The 18,448-nt window shown below is 71.9% G+C and carries 21 protein-coding genes and 1 pseudogene; 10 read left to right on the plus strand and 12 right to left on the minus strand.

Features of this window, described 5'->3' with window-relative positions; genetic code table 11:
• Positions 1–213 precede the first annotated feature (213 nt).
• Positions 214–693 carry a hypothetical protein gene (locus ACFC09_RS03105; protein WP_376523359.1) on the minus strand — a complete coding sequence of 160 codons (480 nt, stop codon included), beginning with the start codon at positions 691–693 and terminating at the stop codon, positions 214–216.
• A gap of 146 nt (positions 694–839) precedes the next feature.
• Here ACFC09_RS03105 and ACFC09_RS03110 point away from each other — a divergent pair, with 146 nt between their 5' ends.
• Together ACFC09_RS03110 and ACFC09_RS03115 are read left to right on the plus strand one after the other, a co-directional pair.
• Positions 840–1,310, plus strand: a complete 471-nt coding sequence (locus tag ACFC09_RS03110) for a cation:proton antiporter regulatory subunit (protein WP_376523362.1) — start codon at positions 840–842, stop codon at positions 1,308–1,310.
• Positions 1,311–1,316: 6 nt separating this feature from the next.
• Entirely contained in the window at positions 1,317–2,648 is a 1,332-nt protein-coding gene (locus ACFC09_RS03115) for a cation:proton antiporter (protein WP_376523363.1), read from the plus strand.
• A 28-nt stretch (positions 2,649–2,676) separates the two neighbouring features.
• Here ACFC09_RS03115 and ACFC09_RS03120 read toward each other — a convergent pair whose 3' ends face one another.
• From ACFC09_RS03120 to ACFC09_RS03130, 3 genes are all read right to left on the minus strand, one after another.
• Positions 2,677–3,732, minus strand: coding sequence for a PucR family transcriptional regulator (locus ACFC09_RS03120; protein WP_376523631.1), 1,056 nt, complete (start codon positions 3,730–3,732; stop codon positions 2,677–2,679).
• A 133-nt stretch (positions 3,733–3,865) separates the two neighbouring features.
• Complete coding sequence (locus ACFC09_RS03125; RefSeq protein WP_376523365.1) at positions 3,866–5,080, minus strand: cation:proton antiporter; 1,215 nt, start codon at positions 5,078–5,080, stop codon at positions 3,866–3,868.
• A 729-nt stretch (positions 5,081–5,809) separates the two neighbouring features.
• Complete coding sequence (locus tag ACFC09_RS03130) at positions 5,810–6,112, minus strand: DUF3040 domain-containing protein (RefSeq protein ID WP_376523368.1); 303 nt, start codon at positions 6,110–6,112, stop codon at positions 5,810–5,812.
• Between the two features lie 277 nt (positions 6,113–6,389).
• Between ACFC09_RS03130 and ACFC09_RS03135 the strand changes: the two are divergent.
• Both ACFC09_RS03135 and ACFC09_RS03140 read left to right on the plus strand, forming a co-directional pair.
• Positions 6,390–7,046, plus strand: a pseudogene (locus ACFC09_RS03135) (HAMP domain-containing sensor histidine kinase); the annotation flags it as partial.
• A 476-nt stretch (positions 7,047–7,522) separates the two neighbouring features.
• Positions 7,523–8,653 (plus strand): fatty acid desaturase family protein, encoded by a 1,131-nt coding sequence (locus ACFC09_RS03140; RefSeq protein ID WP_376523369.1) that lies wholly within the window; start codon positions 7,523–7,525, stop codon positions 8,651–8,653.
• A gap of 24 nt (positions 8,654–8,677) precedes the next feature.
• Here ACFC09_RS03140 and ACFC09_RS03145 read toward each other — a convergent pair whose 3' ends face one another.
• Positions 8,678–8,902, minus strand: a complete 225-nt coding sequence (locus ACFC09_RS03145) for a hypothetical protein (RefSeq protein ID WP_376523371.1) — start codon at positions 8,900–8,902, stop codon at positions 8,678–8,680.
• Positions 8,899–9,192 (minus strand): hypothetical protein, encoded by a 294-nt coding sequence (locus tag ACFC09_RS03150; protein ID WP_376523374.1) that lies wholly within the window; start codon positions 9,190–9,192, stop codon positions 8,899–8,901. Before ACFC09_RS03150 ends, ACFC09_RS03145 begins: the two co-directional genes overlap by 4 nt.
• Positions 9,193–9,387: 195 nt before the next feature.
• Between ACFC09_RS03150 and ACFC09_RS03155 the strand changes: the two genes are divergently transcribed.
• Together ACFC09_RS03155 and ACFC09_RS03160 are read left to right on the plus strand one after the other, a co-directional pair.
• Entirely contained in the window at positions 9,388–10,224 is an 837-nt protein-coding gene (locus tag ACFC09_RS03155) for a helix-turn-helix domain-containing protein (RefSeq protein ID WP_376523377.1), read from the plus strand.
• Entirely contained in the window at positions 10,212–10,421 is a 210-nt protein-coding gene (locus tag ACFC09_RS03160) for a DUF397 domain-containing protein (protein ID WP_376523379.1), read from the plus strand. The genes ACFC09_RS03155 and ACFC09_RS03160 overlap by 13 nt, the downstream gene beginning before the upstream one ends.
• Positions 10,422–10,443: 22 nt before the next feature.
• Here the strand turns inward: ACFC09_RS03160 and ACFC09_RS03165 are convergent, their stop codons facing one another.
• Positions 10,444–11,169, minus strand: coding sequence for an FAD binding domain-containing protein (locus ACFC09_RS03165; protein WP_376523382.1), 726 nt, complete (start codon positions 11,167–11,169; stop codon positions 10,444–10,446).
• Between the two features lie 429 nt (positions 11,170–11,598).
• Between ACFC09_RS03165 and ACFC09_RS03170 the strand changes: the two genes are divergently transcribed.
• Positions 11,599–11,901: a hypothetical protein gene (locus ACFC09_RS03170; protein WP_376523385.1), complete on the plus strand. Its 303-nt coding sequence runs from the start codon at positions 11,599–11,601 to the stop codon at positions 11,899–11,901.
• A gap of 114 nt (positions 11,902–12,015) precedes the next feature.
• Entirely contained in the window at positions 12,016–12,690 is a 675-nt protein-coding gene (locus ACFC09_RS03175; protein WP_376523387.1) for a response regulator, read from the plus strand.
• Between the two features lie 11 nt (positions 12,691–12,701).
• Here ACFC09_RS03175 and ACFC09_RS03180 read toward each other — a convergent pair whose 3' ends face one another.
• Positions 12,702–13,454, minus strand: coding sequence for a sensor histidine kinase (locus ACFC09_RS03180; protein ID WP_376523390.1), 753 nt, complete (start codon positions 13,452–13,454; stop codon positions 12,702–12,704).
• Between the two features lie 341 nt (positions 13,455–13,795).
• Between ACFC09_RS03180 and ACFC09_RS03185 the strand changes: the two genes are divergently transcribed.
• A complete protein-coding gene (locus tag ACFC09_RS03185) occupies positions 13,796–14,146 on the plus strand; it encodes an antibiotic biosynthesis monooxygenase family protein (RefSeq protein WP_376523392.1) in 351 nt (116 codons plus the stop codon).
• Positions 14,147–14,257: 111 nt separating this feature from the next.
• Here the strand turns inward: ACFC09_RS03185 and ACFC09_RS03190 are convergent, their stop codons facing one another.
• On the minus strand, positions 14,258–14,638 hold the full coding sequence (locus ACFC09_RS03190; RefSeq protein WP_376523395.1) for a YciI family protein: 381 nt from the start codon (positions 14,636–14,638) through the stop codon (positions 14,258–14,260).
• A 345-nt stretch (positions 14,639–14,983) separates the two neighbouring features.
• Here ACFC09_RS03190 and ACFC09_RS03195 point away from each other — a divergent pair, with 345 nt between their 5' ends.
• Positions 14,984–15,925, plus strand: a complete 942-nt coding sequence (locus ACFC09_RS03195; RefSeq protein ID WP_376523398.1) for an alpha/beta hydrolase family protein — start codon at positions 14,984–14,986, stop codon at positions 15,923–15,925.
• Between the two features lie 154 nt (positions 15,926–16,079).
• On the opposite strand, the gene ACFC09_RS03200 is transcribed toward ACFC09_RS03195, so the two are convergent.
• The 3 genes from ACFC09_RS03200 to ACFC09_RS03210 all read right to left on the minus strand — a co-directional run bounded on the left by ACFC09_RS03200 (position 16,080) and on the right by ACFC09_RS03210 (position 18,396).
• Positions 16,080–17,252, minus strand: a complete 1,173-nt coding sequence (locus ACFC09_RS03200; RefSeq protein ID WP_376523633.1) for an RNA polymerase sigma factor — start codon at positions 17,250–17,252, stop codon at positions 16,080–16,082.
• Positions 17,253–17,260: 8 nt separating this feature from the next.
• Positions 17,261–17,668 carry a YciI family protein gene (locus ACFC09_RS03205; protein ID WP_376523401.1) on the minus strand — a complete coding sequence of 136 codons (408 nt, stop codon included), beginning with the start codon at positions 17,666–17,668 and terminating at the stop codon, positions 17,261–17,263.
• A 65-nt stretch (positions 17,669–17,733) separates the two neighbouring features.
• The gene (locus ACFC09_RS03210) at positions 17,734–18,396 is read right to left on the minus strand and encodes a TetR/AcrR family transcriptional regulator (RefSeq protein WP_376523403.1); all 663 of its coding nucleotides are present in this window, start codon (positions 18,394–18,396) and stop codon (positions 17,734–17,736) included.
• Between the last annotated feature and the right edge of the window lie 52 nt (positions 18,397–18,448).

An 18,448-nucleotide genomic window follows, 5' to 3' on the forward strand; every position in this document is an offset into this window, starting at 1 on the left:
AGGGGCGCGGGGAACTGCGCGACCAGCCACGACGCAGCCGCACCCGACAACGACACATCACCCACCCCCTCCCTCAACCCACGGGGCCGTGGCGGGCCGGGAACCAGCCATGTGTGACAAGAATCACTCACCACAGCGGCAGGACCGCCTCGCACCAGGGCCGCGCCGAGGAGGGCCGGTAGCCGTAGCGGCGGTCGGTCTCAGCCGCCGTCCTCAGCCGCCGCCGTAGGGACCGTCGTAGCGGCCGTCGTAGCGGCCGTCGTAGCGGCCGTCGTCGTGCCGGGGCGGTACGGGGCCCGACGCGGTCAACCGTCGGTAGGCCCCGTGGGCGTTCACCAGGCGGGCGAGCACCGTGCCGACGAGCGTGGCGCCGAACAGACAGGACAGCCAGAACGCGTCACGCGGAGCGGCCCAGGTGAGTGTCCCCTCCGGCGGTATCCCGAAGCCGTTGAGGAGCAGCCAGCACAGCAGGGCCGTACCGGGTGCCGCCGTGAAGCGGGCGCACAGCCCCAGCAGGGCGGCGAGCAGGGACAGCACGGTCAGCGCGAGCGTGGGCCGGTAGGGGCCCACTACGTGGTTGAGGAGGGTCACCAGCACCAACGCCCCGCCGAAAGCGCCGGCCCACACGAACGGCGTCGCGACGGGCTGGGGCACCGGTCGGGCCCCTGAGCGGAATGACACCCACTCGATCATGCTGAACGTTTCCTTCCGGTCCGGCCCGGCGCCGAGAGGTGGTACCGGGCTCCGTCGGCGATTCCGGGGTGCTGGTTAGAGTGTCACCAACCCTTTTGTAAAGGAACAGTCAAACAAGACAGGGGATCGCTGTGGGCGCCGCACGCATGAGTAGGACTCCGCTGCCAGGGATCGGGGTGCGCTACGACTTGACCACACGGGAGCAACGCCGTCTTTCGGTGGTGGCCCACCGGGACGGCTCCCGCACGCTCAGCGCGTACCGCGCGGACGACCCGGACGCCTGCGCGCTGTCGGTGCGGCTGGCCGCCGGGGAGGCGGACGCGCTCATCGACGCGCTGATGCCCAAGCACCACAGTCCGAGCCTGCTGTCGACGACCGAGCTGGGCCTGGTGGCCGAGCGGGTCGAGCTGTCGGCCACGTCGCACTGGAACGGGCGGCTGCTGGGCGAGACCAGGATGCGGACGGAGACCGGCGTCTCGATCGTGGCCGTGATGCGGCGGGCCGAGGCGATACCTTCCCCCGGCCCGGATTTCCGGCTGGCCGGCGGCGACACCCTGATCGTGATCGGTACGCATGAGGGCGTGGACGCGGCAGCCGAGATCCTCGGCCGGGAGTGACCGCCTGTGCACTCCTACGCAACCTTTCTGATCGAGTTCGGCGCGGTCCTGCTGGGCCTCGGACTGCTGGGCCGTTTCGCCGGACGGCTGCGGTTCTCGCCGATTCCCCTCTATCTGCTGGCCGGACTGGCCTTCGGCGAGGGCGGGCTGCTGCCGCTGGACGCCAGTGAGGAGTTCGTCGCCACCGGCGCCGAGATCGGCGTGATCCTGCTCCTGCTCATGCTGGGCCTGGAGTACACGGCGAGCGATCTGGTCTCCAACCTCAAGACCCAGTACCCGGCGGGCCTCGTGGACGCGGCGCTGAACGCGCTGCCCGGCGCGGCGATGGCGCTGCTGCTGGGCTGGGGCCCGGTCGCCGCCGTGGTGCTCGCCGGGGTCACCTGGATCTCCTCCTCCGGAGTGATCGCCAAGGTCCTCGGCGACCTGGGACGGCTGGGCAACCGGGAGACCCCGGTGATCCTGAGCATCCTGGTCCTCGAAGACCTCTCCATGGCGGTCTACCTGCCGATCCTCACCGCCCTGCTGGCCGGCACCGGGCTGGCGGCGGGCAGTGTCACGCTGGCCATCGCCCTCGGGGTCGCCGGTCTGGTGCTGCTCCTCGCGCTGCGCTACGGCCGGCACATCTCCCGCTTCGTCTCCAGCGACGACCCGGAGAAACTGCTGCTGGTGGTGTTGGGTCTGACGTTGCTGGTGGCCGGTCTCGCCCAGCAGCTCCAGGTCTCCGCGGCGGTCGGCGCGTTCCTGGTCGGGATCGCCCTGTCCGGAGAGGTCGCCGAGGGCGCGCACAATCTCCTGGCACCATTGCGGGATCTGTTCGCGGCGGTGTTCTTCGTGTTCTTCGGACTGCACACCAATCCGGCGGACATCCCGCCGGTACTGCTGCCCGCGCTCGCGCTGGCCGTGGTGACCTCGCTCACGAAGATCGCCACGGGGTACTGGGCCGCCCGGCGGGCCGGGATCTCCGTGAAGGGCCGCTGGCGGGCCGGCGGCACCCTCGTCGCCCGCGGCGAGTTCTCCATCGTCATCGCCGGACTCGCCGTGACCTCCGGGATCGAGCCCTCCCTCGGCCCGCTCGCCACGGCCTACGTGCTGATCCTGGTCGTCCTCGGGCCGCTCAGCGCCCGCTGGACCGAACCCGCCGTCCGGGGCCTCGTACGGCGGTTCGGCAAGCCGGCGCCCGCGGCTTCCGGGGAGGCACCGGCCGAGGGGACAGCGGTGGCGCTGACCAAGGGCACAGCGGCGGCACCGGCCGATGACACGGTGGCGGCGCCGGCCGATGACACGGTGGTGACACCGCGGGACGCCGCGGAGGACCAGGACGCGTTCGGCCGGCCATGAGCCGTCGCGGGCGGGCGGCCGGCCCCGGTCACAGGGGCCGGCCCGGCCAGGCCAGCAGCCGGGCGCCCAGGACCGCGGTCTGTAGGGTGTAGCGGTCGCTCGGATCGGCGGGATCGATGCCGGTCAGGTCGTGGATCCGGGCCAGCCGGTAGGTCAGCGCGCGCACGCTGAGCGACAGTTCACGGGCCGCCGCGGTGGCCACACAGCCGGTGTCGAAGTACGCCGTGAGGGTGTCGAGCAGCGGCTGCGCACCGCCCCGGGCGTGCTCCAGCGGGCCCAGCGTGTGCCGTACCAGGTCCACCAGGGCCGGCCGGTCCCGGGCCAGGACCGGGAAGACGAGCAGGTCGGCGGCGCGCAGCAGCGGATCGTCGAAGCCCATCCGCTGGGCGACGTCGAGGGCGTTGAGCGCCTCCTCGTAGCTGTGCCCGATGCCGACCGCGCCCGGCCGGGGCCGGCCCACGGAGACCTGGCTGCCTTCGACCCGGGCGTGGACGAGCTTGCCGAACCAGGTCAGTACGTCGTCCTGGTCGCCGGGGGCGATGCACACCATCCGCCCGTCCTTGGTGGTGAACAGGATGCGGCGGTTCTCGAAGCGGGCGAACAACTCGTCGGCGACCTGCCGGGGCACGGGGTCGGACTCGTCGTAGCCCTCGGGCCCGCCGGCCACCGCGACGGCGTGGGTACGGGACAGGCGCAGCCCGAACCGTTCGCAGCGCGAGGCGAGTTGGCCCGGGTCGCCGCGTCCGTGCAGCAGGTCGTCGATGAACTCGCGGCGGGCGGCTTCCTCCCTGCGTACGACGTGCCGCTGCGCGCGCTCGTACCCGTCGGCGAAGGCGTCGACCGCCTGCTCCACCACGGCGAGGACACTGTCCGGGTCGACCCCGGCGGGCCGCCCGGCGCGGCTCGCCGCGAGGTGCGCGCGCACCAGCGCCCGCCAGCCGTGCCCGGCCTGAGCCGCGCGGGCGCCGAGGGCCCGCCGGGACTCGATCTCGTCGCGGGTCAGCCGACGCCCGGTGACGGCGGCGTCCGCCAGGATCCGCGCGAAGCCGTCGAGGAACACGTCCGGGGTGGCGCCGTCGACCAGCGCGGGCCGCGGCGCTCCGGCGCCACCGGCGTCGTCCCGGCCCCGGCCAGGCGCGCCGTTCCCGTCGACGTCCACGCCCCAGCCAAGCGCACTGTTCCCCTTGGCGTCCACGGGCCCGCCGGGCCCGCCGTGGTCAGCCGTTCGCACGGGCCACCTCCGCCTGCTCGGTCGTGGCGGCACCGGCGAGCGCACGCCGTGATCCTGGGGACAGCCGACGGCCGAGGGGTTCGGTCCAGCGGGCCGCGAGCGGTCCCAGGACGACCAGGATCAGCACGTAGGCGGTGGCGAGGGGACCCACGCGCGGCTCGGCGGCGACGGCGAGTCCGGCGATGACGATGGAGAACTCGCCGCGGGCGACGAGGGTGCCGCCGGCCCGCCAGCGGCCCTTCACGGAGATCCCGGCCCGCCGGGCGGCCCAGTACCCCGTGGCGATCTTCGTGAGCGAGGTCACCACGGCCAGCGCGAGCGCGGGCAGCAGTACCGGCGGGATGTCCGCCGGATTGGTGTGCAGTCCGAAGAACACGAAGAACACCGCCGCGAACAGATCCCGCAATGGTGCCAGGAGATTGTGCGCGCCCTCGGCGACCTCTCCGGACAGGGCGATCCCGACCAGGAACGCGCCGACCGCCGCGGAGACCTGGAGCTGCTGGGCGAGACCGGCCACCAGCAACGTCAGACCCAACACCACCAGCAGCAGCATCTCGGCGTTGTCGGAGGAGACCGCGCGGCTGACCGTACGGCCGTGCCGCAGCGCGACGTAGAGTACGGCGCCGACCGTGGCCAGCGAGATCAGCAGGGTGAGGGTGCCGCGGGCCAGGCTCACCCCGGCCAGCAGGGCGGTGAGGATCGGCAGGTAGACCGCCATGGCCAGGTCCTCCAGGACGAGTACTCCGAGGATGACGGGGGTCTCCCGGTTGCCGATCCGGCGCAGGTCGCTGAGGACCTTGGCGATCACTCCGGAGGAGGAGATCCAGGTGACCCCGGCGAGCGCCACTGCGGCGACCGGGCCCCAGCCCAGCAGCAGCGCCATCGCCGCGCCGGGCAGCGCGTTGAGGACGAAGTCGACCGCCCCGGAGGGGAATTGGGTCTGGAGGGTGGTGACGAGTTCGGAGGCGCTGTACTCCAGGCCGAGCAGGAGCAGCAGCAGGATCACGCCGATCTCGGCGCCGGTGGCGACGAACTCCTCACTGGCCGTCAGGGGCAGGATGCCGCCCTGCCCGAAGGCGAGTCCGGCGAGCAGGTAGAGGGGTATGGGCGAGAAGCCCACCCGCCCGGCGATACGGCCCAGCAGGCCCAGGACCAGGATGATCGCCCCGAGTTCGATGAGCATGGCGGTGGTGTCGTGCACGGGCGTCTGACCTCCGTCGATCGGTTCGGTGGCGGCGTCTGTGCCTTCGCGGGTACCGGGCGCCGGACGCGGGCGCCGGTTCCGTCGCGCATGCGCGTGTCGCGTGACCGGGGTTCCGTTGCGCGTTCTCGTGTCCGGTGCCGTTGCGCGTGCTCACTTCCGGTTCCGTTGCGCGTGCTCGTGTCCGTCGGCCGACCCCGCGGCCTGTTGCCGTCTCCTGGCGAGGGCCGGAGGCGGGCGGGCCGGTGCAGGTGGTGCGGGGCGGTGCGGTGTACGAGCCGCGGTGCGGCCCGTCGGGGCGGAAGGGGATCCGGGTGGGCTGCGGATACGGGCGTCAGCGCGAGCGGTGGTCGCTGAGGGCGGCGCTGTCGGTATCGGGAACGCTGTCGCGGGCGGTGTTGTCGACGCGGACCGGAACGGCGGCACGCGCACGGACGGCTCGGTCCATCTCACGCCCCCCATCACGTCGGCCGGAAACCGGCGACCACCAACGACCGAGCACACGAACGCCCAACAGAATGTAAGGGCTCGGTAAAGAAGTCTATCGCACGGCAGAACGAGCCCTCAGGAGAACTCCGGCGTCGGCACCCGAACGCACCGCCCTCCGCGCGCAGACGTCGTCCACCGCACGGAGACGTCAGCCGCACCCAACCGCCGACCACCACACAAAGACATCAGCCACACCCAACCGCCGACCACCCGAGAACGTCACCGGTGAGGCGCACGGCCTCACCGCGGCGGCCCTCGGTGTCCGCCCCGGGCCCGGTCCGCGCCGCGGGCCCGGTCGGGGTCGAGCAGTTGCACGGCGATGCCCATGACCACGAGCCCGGCGGCGATCAGCAGCCCGTGGGGCAGGAAGACGCCCGCGGCGAGCGCGGCGCCGCCGGTCGCGAGCCCCCACCAGGCGCCGGTGCGCCGGTACTCGCGGGGCCGCGCGGGGCGCCCGGCCCCGAGCCCGCGGGCGAAGCGGGGGTCATCACGCTCCAGCCGTGCGGCGAGGTCGAGCAGACGTTCCTCGTCGAACTGGGTCACGGCTCCATCCCTCCCGAACCCTCCCGAACCCGACACGGTCGGCGAGCCGGCCCGTCACTCCCGACCCGACCGGCCCGTCCGGACCTCCAGGCTCTCCCCCGCCCGCGGCCTGCCGCCATCAGGTTCGGCCCTCATCTTCCTGGTGGTTGCCCCGCACAGGAGCCCTCACGCATACCGGGCGTCCGGACCGGAAGATGGGTGCCGCCACGGATGGCGGCCGGGCCGGAACACGACCACCCTGAAGGCAGCGCAGTCCACGTCGAGGAGGCGGAACGCGGTGCCCCTGTTCTGGCGGATCTTTCTGCTGAACGCCGTCGTACTCGTCGTGGCCACCGCTCTGCTGCTGGGCCCGGTGACCGTGTCCACGCCCGTCCTGCTCACCGAGGCCGCGATCCTCGCCGTCGGCCTGGCCGCCATGCTCGTCGCCAACGCACTCCTGCTGCGCGTCGGCCTGGCCCCGCTGCAACGCCTCACCCGCGCCATGACCACGGCCGACCTGCTGCACCCGGGCCGCCGTCCGCCGGCCGACGGGCACGGCGAGGTGGCCGAGCTGATCACGGCGTTCAACACCATGCTCGACCGCCTGGAGGAGGAGCGGGCGGCCAGCAGCGCCCGAGCGCTCTCCGCCCAGGAGGCCGAACGCCAGCGCATCGCCCGGGAACTCCACGACGAGGTGGGGCAGACCCTCACCGCGGTCCTGCTGGAACTGGAGAGCGTCGCCCGGCACGCCCCGCCCGGTCTGCGCGCGGAACTGCGCGAGGTACGGGAGACCACCCGCGGCAGTCTGGACGAGATACGCCGCATCGCCCGCCGGCTGCGCCCCGGTGTCCTGGAGGAACTCGGCCTGACCCGCGCCCTGAAGGCGCTCGCCGCCGAGTTCACCGGGCCCGCCCTGTCCGTCCGGTGCCGGCTCGACGCCGAACTGCCGCCCCTGCCCCGCGCACGAGCAGCGCGGCGGCCACGAAGGCACCGCCCATGGCGAGCAGCGTGCCGGCATGTCCCACAGGCCACCGCCTTCCGCACCACGGGCTAGGGACGACTGAAAACGACGACGGAAACGACGACGGAAACGACGGCTGAGACGACGGCGGAGACGACGACGAGAACGCCGACCGGAACGCCGACCGGAAACGGACTGCCGCGGCGGTCTTTCGTCGTCCCCGCACGCGTCCAGCGGCACACCCCCCACCCTCACCCGCCGATGCCCCGGACCGCCATCGGTGCCGACCCCCATTTCACCCCCGGGCCGACCCCCATCCCGCCCCCACGCCACACCCGTCCGAGCAGGGAAAGACCAGGTCAGAGGCCCGGGGTGGTGGCAGCCCCCTGAGGTTGCTGGGGACAGCCCCCGGCCGCTTCGGGTGCCTGGCAGGCTGTCTCGGCCGGACCGCCGTCCCGAGACTCGACAGCATGACGATCTCGACCGATTCCTCCGTCGCACCCGCAGGATCCGCAGCACCCGCGACAGCCGCGACAGCCGCGGCGCCTGCTTCCGTGGCCCGCCCCCGCACGGCTGCCTCCGGCTCCGCCGCCGGGCCGGGCAGCGACTTCGCCAGGCTCTCCCAGCGCATCACCGACGCGGGCCTGCTGAAGCGGCGCCCCGGCTACTACACGGCGCGGCTCGGCCTGGTGATCGCGCTGCTCGCGACGGGCTGGGGAACCTTCTTCGCACTCGGTGACACCTGGTGGCAGTTGGCGGTCGCCGCCTTCCTGGCCCTGATATTCGGCCAGGTCGCGCTGGTCGCCCACGACCTGGCGCACCGGCAGGTGTTCCGGCGGCGCCGGCCGAGCGAGACCTGGGGCCGCCTCTTCGGCAACCTCGGCATCGGCATGAGCTACGGCTGGTGGATGAACAAGCACACCCGCCACCACGCCAACCCCAACCACGAGGAACTGGACCCCGACGTGGCCCCGGACATCCTGGTGTGGTCCACCGAGCAGGCCCGCAACAGCCGGGGCATCGCCCGGATCATCGGCGGCCACCAGGCGTTCCTGTTCTTCCCGCTGCTGACGCTTGAGGGCTTCAACCTGCATGTGGCGAGCGCGCGGGCGCTGCGCTCGCCGTCCATGAAGAACCGGCTGCTGGAGGGCGTCCTGCTCTTCCTGCACCTCGCGGCCTATCTGTCCGCGCTGTTCCTGGTGCTCTCGCCCGGCAAGGCGGTGGCGTTCCTCGCGGTGCACCAGTGCCTCTTCGGTGTCTACCTCGGCTGCACCTTCGCCCCCAACCACAAGGGCATGCCCACGTTCACGGGTGACGAGCGGCCCGACTTCCTGCGCCGCCAGGTCCTCACTTCCCGCAACGTGCGCGGCGGCCTCCTCACGGATGTGATGCTCGGCGGCCTCAACTACCAGATCGAGCACCACCTCTTCCCCAGCATGCCCACGCCCCACCTGCGGCGGGCCCAGGTCGTCGTGCGCGAGTACTGCGCGGAGATCGGCGTCCCGTACCACGAGACCGGGCTGTTGCGGTCCTACCGCGAAGCGCTCACCCACATGCACCGCATCGGGGAACCGATCAGGCGGCAGCGCCGGACGTCCTGACGACGCTGCCCTGGCCCCTGAGCGTCAAGTGACGTGCCTGCTACGGGCGTTTGCCTCGGCGACCAGTTCCCGCAGCAGTTCGTCCTGAGTCAGCCGCCGGATCAGCTCCGGGTCGGCGTCCCAGGCCCGGCCACCGCCGAACGGGGACACCCGGAGATACGGCCCCGTCCGCCCCGTGACCCTCCCGGAACGGCCGTGCTCCCGGTCGTGAACCGCCTCTCCGACGCCGGGAACCTCTTCCTCCGTCATGAGGCGACCCCCCTGAGGATCACGTCCGCGATCATCAGCGCCACGGGGGCGGAGCAGACCCCGAGGTGGACGAGCGCGTACCGGGCCTCGCCCTCGCGGTCGTCGGCCCACGGGGTACGGATGTCCATGGCGGGCAGTTGGATACCGGCCCGGCTCAGGGCCGAGGCGAGGGTGTCCCGGGCGTCGAGCGCCTCCTGGACCTTGGGCACACGGGGTTCCGGGGGCCCGGTGACGATGGTGGTGTGCTCCGGGGTGGTCGCTGCGTCGGTGCGTCGAGGTGTGGGGGTCATGAGCGTCCTTGTCGGTACGGTTCCGGCGAATCCCTGAAGCGGCTACGCGGCCTGGATTACGCTGCGTAGTCCGGGTGTTACGAGAATGCGCCCGTACAGGACCGGCTCACGCCGTGGCCGGGCCCTCTTTCCCGGCCCCCCGGAGCAGGTGCCACATCTTCCACAGGGTCGAACGCACATCTCGGAGGACGCGGTATGCCGCAACGACGCGCCATCACCGGACGCAGCCAGGAACCACGCCAACGGTTCGCGGAAGAACTGCGCACCCTCCGGGCGGCCGGCGGGATGAGCCTGCGGCAACTCGGCGAACGGCTGGGCTGGGACTGGTCCCTGTTCGGCAAGATGGAGAAGGGCGAGACGCTGGGCAGCCCCGAGGTCGCCCAGGCCCTCGACCAGCACTACGGAACACCGGGCCTGCTACTGGCCCTGTGGGAACTGGCCGCCGGGGACCATACGCAGTTCCGGGAGCGGTATCGGCGGTACATGACGCTGGAGGCGGAGGCGGTGAGCCTGTGGCACTTCGCGGTGAGCGTACTGCCGGGGTTGTTGCAGACACCGGGCTACGCGCGAGAGGTACTGGCGGCAGGCGGACTGCTGGGCAAGGAACTTGAGCAGCAGGTCGATGCGCGGATGGGGCGGCGGGAACTGCTGGAGGGGAAGGACGCACCGCCGTTCCGGACGATCCTGTCGGAGGCGGTGCTGCGCACTCCATTGCGGGACGCGGGAAACTGGCGTGAGCAGGTGGAGTACGTGATGGAGGTGGCCGAGCGACCGAAGGTGACGATGCAAGTGCTTCCGCTGAGCGCGGGCATGCATGGCTTGGACAGCACCACGTTGATGTTCCTGCGGCTACCCGGCGGGCTTACGGTGGCCTATACGGAAAATGCACATCGTGGCGAACTCATCGAGGCGGACGGGCCGGTCGAGCGATTGCAGCGCAAGTACGATGCGATGCGTGACCTGGCACTGTCCCCGACCGAGTCGCGGAAGTTCATCCTGGACCTCTTGGAGGAAGCACCGTGCGAGGCATAGACCCGACTGCCGCTGGCTGGCGTAAGAGTTCCTACAGCAACTCTGACGGCGGCGAGTGCGTCGAGATCTCCGACGCCCACGCCACCGCCGTCCCCGTACGCGACAGCAAAACCCCCCGCAGCCCGGTGCTCGTCATCCCCAACGACAGTTGGTCCGCCTTCATCACGGCAGTGAAAAGTGGCGAGTTGAGCGGCTGAGCGACTGAGCGGCGACGCGGGCTCAGTCGGCCGGGCGGCTCAGGAGGTCGGAGACCTGGTCGCCGATCGCCGTCCAGGCGTCGGCCGGAAGGTCGCCGAAGTGCTGCCTCCGCAGTGCGCGCAGCACCTCCGCCGTGTCGGTGTCGGTGGCGCACGCCGCGCTGCCGCCGAGCACGTCGTAACCGTCACGGACGGCGACCCGGAGCCGCCTGCCGGTACCGGTGTCGGCGTGCAGTGCCGTGGCGACGACCAGCGGCGGCGGGCCGCCCGGCTCACCCGGCAGTTTGCGGTACGCGCTGGCGACCGGTTCGCGCCAGTGCAGGCTGAGCAGCAGCGGGCGCTTGGCGGTGACCTCGGCCAGGTCGGTCTCGTGGACGCCGTCGGCTTCCAGGATCCTGGCGCGGGCGTCCAGGACGAGGGCCGCGGGCAGCAGGCACCGCAGGGCGCTGCCGACGATGTTGCCGCCGACCGTGGCGGTGCGGCGTACGGCGCCGGTGCCGATCGTGGCGGCGGCCAGCCGCAGCACGTCGGGCAGCCGGTCGTCGATCCGGTTCAGCACCACGGCGCCGCCCAGCGTCTCCCGTCCGATGACGTTGGCTTCCGGCAAGTCCCTCAGTGACATGGCGTGTTGGGGAAAACCGTCGCGTTGCCAGGTGGCCCACACCAGCGTCGCTCCGCCGATCGGGACGGACTCCTCGGCCAGGCATTCCTGGGCTTCGGACACGGAGGTGGGAAACCGCAGCAGCACCGCAAACGACCTGCCTTCCGGGGCGAGTTGGGAGCTGGGCGAACGAGAGATCGACCACCGTCCGCCGACACGGCGCAGTTTCTCCGCACGGAAGGGGGCGCGTACAGGGCTCACACAAGCATGCGAAGGAATACTCCGGCCCCACGTCGCCCTGCCGCCCGCGCCTTCAAGCCGCCGTAGCACCATGGCACGTGACCAGCGGCTCTGCGGGCGATCCAGGGCTGGCGCGAGATGCGGCCGTGGGTGGTCGAATCCGGCGGCGGTGTCGGCCGAACGGCCGACAGAGCGGCCCGACATCGGTACTCGCGGGCGACGCGCACCCCACCCGCCCGGAGCCACCATGGTGACTGCGGCCGTTCTTTCAGCTCTTGAACTCTTCGGCTCGTCAGCTCTTTCAGCACCGATGCGATGCGGTCCGGGGGACACGTCATGAAGAAGGGGACGGTCATCACCGTTCTGGTGATCGCCGGGCTACTGGCCCTGTCCATGCACGGCCGGAAGGAGACAGCCGTCCTGCCGGACTCGACGGGCCGGGTTCTGCGGGCCGCGCAGGAAGCCACCCGGCAGGCCGGGTTCACCACCATCGCGTCCCATGACGCCCTGGGGAAGAAGCGGATGCAGTTCCTCGGCGGGAACTGGAAGGTCTGCACCCAGACACCGGCGGCGGGTCGGCACGCGGCCACCGCCCAGGTCGATTTCGCCGTCGTCAAGCTCGGCGAACGGTGCCCCTGAGCGGCGGACCGTGAGTAGGCATACCGTCAGAGGCATATCGGCATTCCGGCGTACCGGCGTACCTGCGCTCCGGCAGCCGGCCGACGCAGTAGATCACTGTGGTAGGAACGGATAGTGGCGGATACACGGATCAATCTGGTGATCGCCGACGATCAGCAGCTGGTACGGGCCGGATTCAGCCTGATCCTGGGAGCGCAGCCGGACATCACCGTGGTCGGCGAAGCGGCCGACGGCGTCGAGTGCATCGATCTGGCGCGTCGGCTGCGTCCGGACGTGGTGCTGGCCGACATCCGCATGCCGCGGCTGGACGGTCTGGAAGTGGTGCGGCAACTGGCGGGACCGGACGCGGCGCGTCCGACGAACGTCGTGTTGATCACCACGTTCGACCAGGACGACTACGTGCGCACCGGCCTGCGGAGCGGGGCCTGCGGGTTCCTGCTGAAGGACGCCTCGCCGGGACTGCTGGTGGAGGCGGTGCGGGCGGCGGCCCGTGGGGACGCGCTGGTGTCACCGGCGGTCACGGTCCGCCTGCTGCGCCGGCTGGAGGAGACGGAGCGCGGTCCGGCGTCGGCGGACCCCGCGACCGCCGGTCTCAGCGAGCGCGAGCTGGGCATCGTACGGCTGGTGGCGGTGGGGCGTACGAATCAGGAGATCTGCGACGAGCTGTTCCTGTCGCTGTCGACGGTGAAGACGTATCTGGCGCGGATCCAGGCGAAGCTCGCCGCCCGCAACCGGGTGGAGATCGCGGCGTGGGCGTGGGAGCACGGCGTGGTCCGTCCCGCCCGGTGACACCCCGTCCGTCACCGCATGACCTGGTCGGCGTGGAGGAGTTGGCCGGCGGGCGCCGCCGCCGGGAAGGCGGCCCGGACCTGCCAGCCGCCGTGCGGGAGAGCACCGGTGTCGAGGGTTCCGTCGAGGGCTTCGACGCGTTCGCGCAGTCCCAGCAGCCCGAAGCCGCCGCACCCGCCGGCGGGCGCGGCGGCCTTGCGGTGGGGTGCGGTGTTGGTCACGGTCACCCGTACCCCGGCACGGTCCGCGTCCAGGTGCACGGTGGCGCGGGCGCCGGGGGCGTGCCGGCGGACGTTGGTGAGGGCCTCCTGGACCAGCCGTTGCACGGAGACTTCGACCTCGGGGCTGAGGTGGGCGGTGCGGGCCGCCGCCGTGACGTCGAGGCGGGCCGGTGTGTCGTCGCCGTCCGCGGAGTGTGCGGAGACGAGGTCGGCCAGTTCGGTGAGCAGGTCGCCCGGACGCAGGGCGGCGTGGTTGTCCTCCCGCAGGACGCGGACAAGCCGGCGCATCGACTCCAGGGTCTCCGTGCCGGACCGGGAGATGGTGCGCAGGATGGGATCGACCTTCTCGGGGGCGGTGGCCCGGATGGTCAGGGCGGCGTTGGCCTGGACGATGATCCCGGTCATGTGGTGGGCGATCAGGTCGTGCAGGTCCCGGGCGAGGGCGAGGCGTTCGGCCTGGCGTACGTCGTGCACGGCACGCTCCCTGCGGACCTCCAGGGCGTGCGCGGCGCAGCCGGCGGCGATGCAGACCGCCAGGACCACGGTCAGGCAGTACCCGCCGGAGAAGAAGGCGGACCACGAGCGGGCCCGCAGCGGCAGCAGGAGAACCGCGACGCACAGGGCGACGACGCAGATGGTGAGCGCGATTCCGGAGCCACACCCGGAGCCGCACCGAGCGCCACGTCCGACACCGCGTCCGCCGCCACGTCCACAGCCACGTCCACCGCCACGTCCACCGCCACGTCCACCGCCGCGCCCGACACCGCACCCGGTGGGCGCGGAAGTCGAAGGAGATCCGGCCCGGGACCGGTGGCCTCATCCGATCGGGCGAAAGCGGACCCGCACGCGTCCCTCCCACCCTCCGTAAGGGGAGAAGAAGGAGCATGACCGTTACCGCACAGATCGACAGCACCCGCCCGGTGGCGACGCTCATCAACATCTTCACCGTGTCCCCGGACCGCCAGGACGAACTGGTCGAGCTGCTCGCCCGCGCCACCGAGGAGACGATGAGGCACCAACCCGGCTTCATCCGCGCCAACTTCCACGCCTCCAAGGACGGCCTGCGCGTCATCAACTACGCCCAGTGGGAGTCCGAGGAGCACTACCGCGCGATGCTCGCCAACCCCGAGGCCCGCGTCCACATGGACCAGGCAGCGAAGATCGCCACCGACGTACAGCCACGCCTGTTCCGGGTGTGCTCGACACACGGCACGGGCACGCCGACCGGTTCGTGACACCCTCGACCCGTCGACTTGCACAGGGCGGGCGACCGGACACCTCGGCGCCCGGCGGCCAAGACCGGACCCGCCCTCGCCCCGACCGGAACACGGACTCGCCCCCGCCCCTCACCCCAACCGGAACGTGGACGTCGAGGCGTTCAGACGGACCGGGATGCGCCCCTCCCGCAACTCCCACAGGAAGGGCCCGTCGAAGGTGCGCAGCCCGCGCCTGGCCAGGGGCTCGTCCCTGAGCAGGGTCACGGCTTCGTCGGCGGTCGCGGTGTTCAGGATGGTGAGGCCGTCGCCGACCTGCACGCCGGGTTCGACGAAGGGCCCGGAGGCCCACAGCAGTCCGCGCTCCTCCAGGTCTGTCATGTAGCGCAGATGGTCCGCGACGTAAGGCGTGATGGCTTCCGGTGCGGCGACCCGACGGTTGACGGCCGCGTACAGCCGCTTCTTGATCATGGGGGCGAGAAGCTGTTCGACGTCGTGCTGGGACCCGGCCATGGCATTGCCCTCCGTCGCAGATGATCACATTCAGTGTGCTGCAACAAGTGACGTATGTCCCGGATGTCGATCCCGGGGATGCGCGAGCGCCGAGTGCCGCCGCCAGGGGCGAGCCGACCGGCCCGGCTCACGCGACTTGCCTCTTACGTCAACGTGAGGTTTTAGCGTGACCGACGTGCGCCTCACCGGGACCCTCTCCCGGTTCGCCTCCTGACCCACAAGGGCTCGAACGACGGGCGCGCGCGAAACGCATCCCCGGTCTCAAGACAGCCTGACCCACCCCACCCCACCCCACCCCACGCACCACACCACACCACACCACACCCACTTGGAAGAAGCACACGCATGACCACGTACAAGACGACCGGTCTCACCGGCCCCCCGTCCACCCCGGCCGTGTCGGTCAAACCGGTCGTGCTGCCCGCACCGCAGCGCGGCGAGGACCTGCACATACGTGTCTCCGCACCGGTCACCGGCAGCAACCTGCCGATCGTGCTGTTCGCGCACGGATTCGGCTCGCACCTGGACGGCTACGCCCCGCTGGTCGACCACTGGGCCTCGCACGGCTTCGTGGTGATCCAGGCCACCCACCTCGACTCCAAGCGCTTCACCGTGGCCGCGGACGATCCCCGCAAGCCCCACATGTGGCGCTACCGCGTGCAGGACATGAAGCGGATCCTCGACGAACTCGACACCCTGGAGGCGTCCGTGCCCGGCCTGGCCGGCCGGATGGACCACGGTCGCATCGTCGCGGCCGGACACTCCTTCGGCGGCCAGACCGCGGGCATCCTCGTCGGTCTGCGCGTCAGGGATCCGAAGACCGGCGTCGCGGAGGACATGTCGGACTCCCGGGTCATGGCCAGCATCCAGTTGGCCACAGCCGGCAAGGGCGGCGACGAACTGACCGCCTTCGCCGTCGAGAACGCTCCCTGGCTGCGCGACCAGGACTTCTCCCAGATCACCGCACCTGGACTGGTCGTCGCCGGCGACCAGGACGAACTCCCGCTCTCCACGCGGGGCCCGTCCTGGACGACCGACCCGTACACCCTCAGCCGGAGCGGCAAGAGCCTGCTGACGGTCTACGGCGGCCGGCACTCCCTCGGGGGCATCTCCGGCTACGAGGCAGCGGAGACCACCGATGAGGATCCCGGCCGCGTCGCCCTCGTCCAGCAGGTCACCCTCGCCTACCTGCGCCACGTCACCGGCACCGACCACACCGACTGGGAAACGGCACAGGCCGCCCTCGCCGGTGACTCCCACCCGCTGGGACGGCTGGAATCGAAGTAACCACCCCGTGCCGGACCCGGCTCGCGCACCCACCCGCGAAGCAGGAGCCGGGTGGCGAGGCCCGGGTCCTCGATGTCCGCCACCGTCGCCGACGGCCCGCCGCGCACCGAGGCGTTCGGGCGCCGGTGCCGGTCGGGTGTCCGCGCGCGAGCCGTCAGCGATGGCGGCGGACGGTGAGCCGGGCGGCCTGGCGGGTCGGGTGGTCGCGCTCGACGAGGTTGGCCGCCTTCCCCGCCGCCTCCGTGGGCAGCCGTGCAGGCGTCGCCGGGTCGCCGTCGCGCTCGTGGAGGTACGCGGCCACCGCGGCGTGATGGGGCAGTGCGGTGCCCGGTTCCGCGAGCGCCGCCGGCCCGGCGCGCAGTCCGTCGGCCTCACCGACGGCGACCGCGCGGTTGAGCCGGACGACCGGACTGTCGGTCAGGCGGGTGAGTTCGTCGTACCACTCGACGAACTGCGCCCAGTCGATCTGTGCGCTCCGCGCGTCGGCGTGGCATGCCGCGAGGGCGGCCTGGGCCCGGTACTCGCCCAACTGGCCGCGGGCGAGGGCCTCGTGCAGGATCCTGACGCCCTCGGCGATCGACTCGGTGTCCCACTGGCCGCGGTCCTGCTCGACGAGCGGCACGATGCTGCCGCCGGGCTCGGTCCGTTCCTCACGCCGGGCGTACTGGAGCAGCATGAGGGCGAGCAGCGCCGCCACCTCGGGGTGGTCGGTCGCCGCGGCGAGCTGCCGGGTGAGCCGGATGGCCTCGGCGGCGAGGTCGACGCCGCCGCAATAGCCCTCGTTGAAGATCAGGCAGAGGACGCGCAGCACGGTGGCGACGTCGCCGGGCTCGTCGAACCCCACGCCGGAGACCTTGCGCTTGGCCCGGCTGATCCGCTGCACCACGGTTGCCTCGGGTACCAGGTAGGCGCGGGCGATCTGGCGGGTGGTCAGCCCGCCAACGGCGCGCAGCGTGAGCGCGACCGCCGACGACGGCGTCAGCGAGGGATGGGCGCACAGGAAGTAGAGCTGGAGCGTGTCGTCCGCGGCCGGAACCGGGCCGGGCGGCGGCTCCTCGTCGACGAGGTCCTCGGGCCGACGCCGGGCGGTGTCCGCCCCGGTCGCGTCGAGGAAGCGCCGCCAGGCCACGGTGACCAGCCAGCCCTTCATGTCCCGCACGGAGTCCGGCCCGCTCGCGGAGTTCGGGGAAGATCCGCTCGGCCAGACGCGGAGCGCCTCGACCAGCGCGCCCTGCACGGCGTCCTCGGCCGCCGCGAAGTCGGCTCCGCGGCGGACGAGGATCCCGAGCACGTTCGGGATGAGGCTGCGGAGCAGTGCCCCGTCCATTGCAGAGGTCACTCCGTCACCATGGGCGGTGCGGCCAGGAAGGGGCGCACCTCGATCCACTCGTGGATCGGTTTTCCGGCCGCCCCGGGGGCCGCCGACAGTTCCCCGGCCAGTTCGAGGGCCCGCTCGTGGCTGTCGACGTCGACCACCAGCCAGCCGGCGATGACATCCTTGGTCCCGGCGAACGGTTTGTCGGTGACCGGCGGGCGCCCCGCACCGTCGTACCGCACCCACGTCCCCTCGGGCGCGAGGGCCTGAGCGTCGACGAACTCACCGGTGCCTTCCAACCGGGCCGCGAGGTCCTGCATGTACCGCACGTGTGCCGAGATCTCCTCGGGCGTCCACTGGTCCATCGGCACGTTGTTCACCGGAGGCGGGGCACCGCGGTAGTGCTTGAGCAGCAAGTACTTGGCCATCGTGGTTCTCCTCGGTACTGGTGCGACCCATTGTGGGTCGCGTTCCTCCCGGGGACGGAGCCGGGTCACCGGTTCTCGACATCACCGTCCGAGATCTTTTCGGCTTCCCCTCGATCCGCCTGTCCGGCGTCGACGGGCAGCCCTGCCGCGAAGTAGTCGAAGGACCGGTCGAGGAGGTCGGCCAGGCCGGACTGGCCGGTGTCGGGGTCCCAGGCGACGAAGGAGGCGCGCAGGGCACTCACCGCGGCTCCGGCGGCCAGCTGGGGGTAGAGGCTGCTGGGCGGAACGGCCAGGCGTTCGGCGAGCACCCCGGCGAGCAGGTCCTCCATGTGGTGCAGGTTCTGGGCCAGGCGGCCGACCAGGTCCGGGTGGGTGGTCAGCAGCTTTCTGCGCGCGGGCCAGTCGCCGGAGGTGCCGACGCCCGGGAGGGTCTCCTGCATGGCGCGCCGCAGGGCGGTCAAGGGGTCCTCGTCCGCCGGACGCAGGGCCAGGCGGGCGGTGGCCTCGCGGCTGAGCCAGGGGTCCCAGGCGAAGAGGGGCTCCTCCTTGCTGTCGAAGTAGTTGAAGAAGGTGCGCGGCGAGACTCCGGCGGCCGCGCAGATATCCGGCACGGTCACGGCCGAGGGGCCGTGTTCGAGGGCCAGGGCGATCGCCGCGCGACGCAGCTCCGCCCGGGTGCGGGCCTTCTTCCGCTCGCGGAGCCCCGGCTCCCGCTCGCCCGCCACCATGATCCTCCGGCCTCCGCACGCGCTCTCGACCTCGTCGTCGAGCGCAGCCTAC

It is taken from the genome of Streptomyces sp. NPDC056161, assembly GCF_042268025.1.
Taxonomy (GTDB): Bacteria; Actinomycetota; Actinomycetes; order Streptomycetales; family Streptomycetaceae; genus Streptomyces.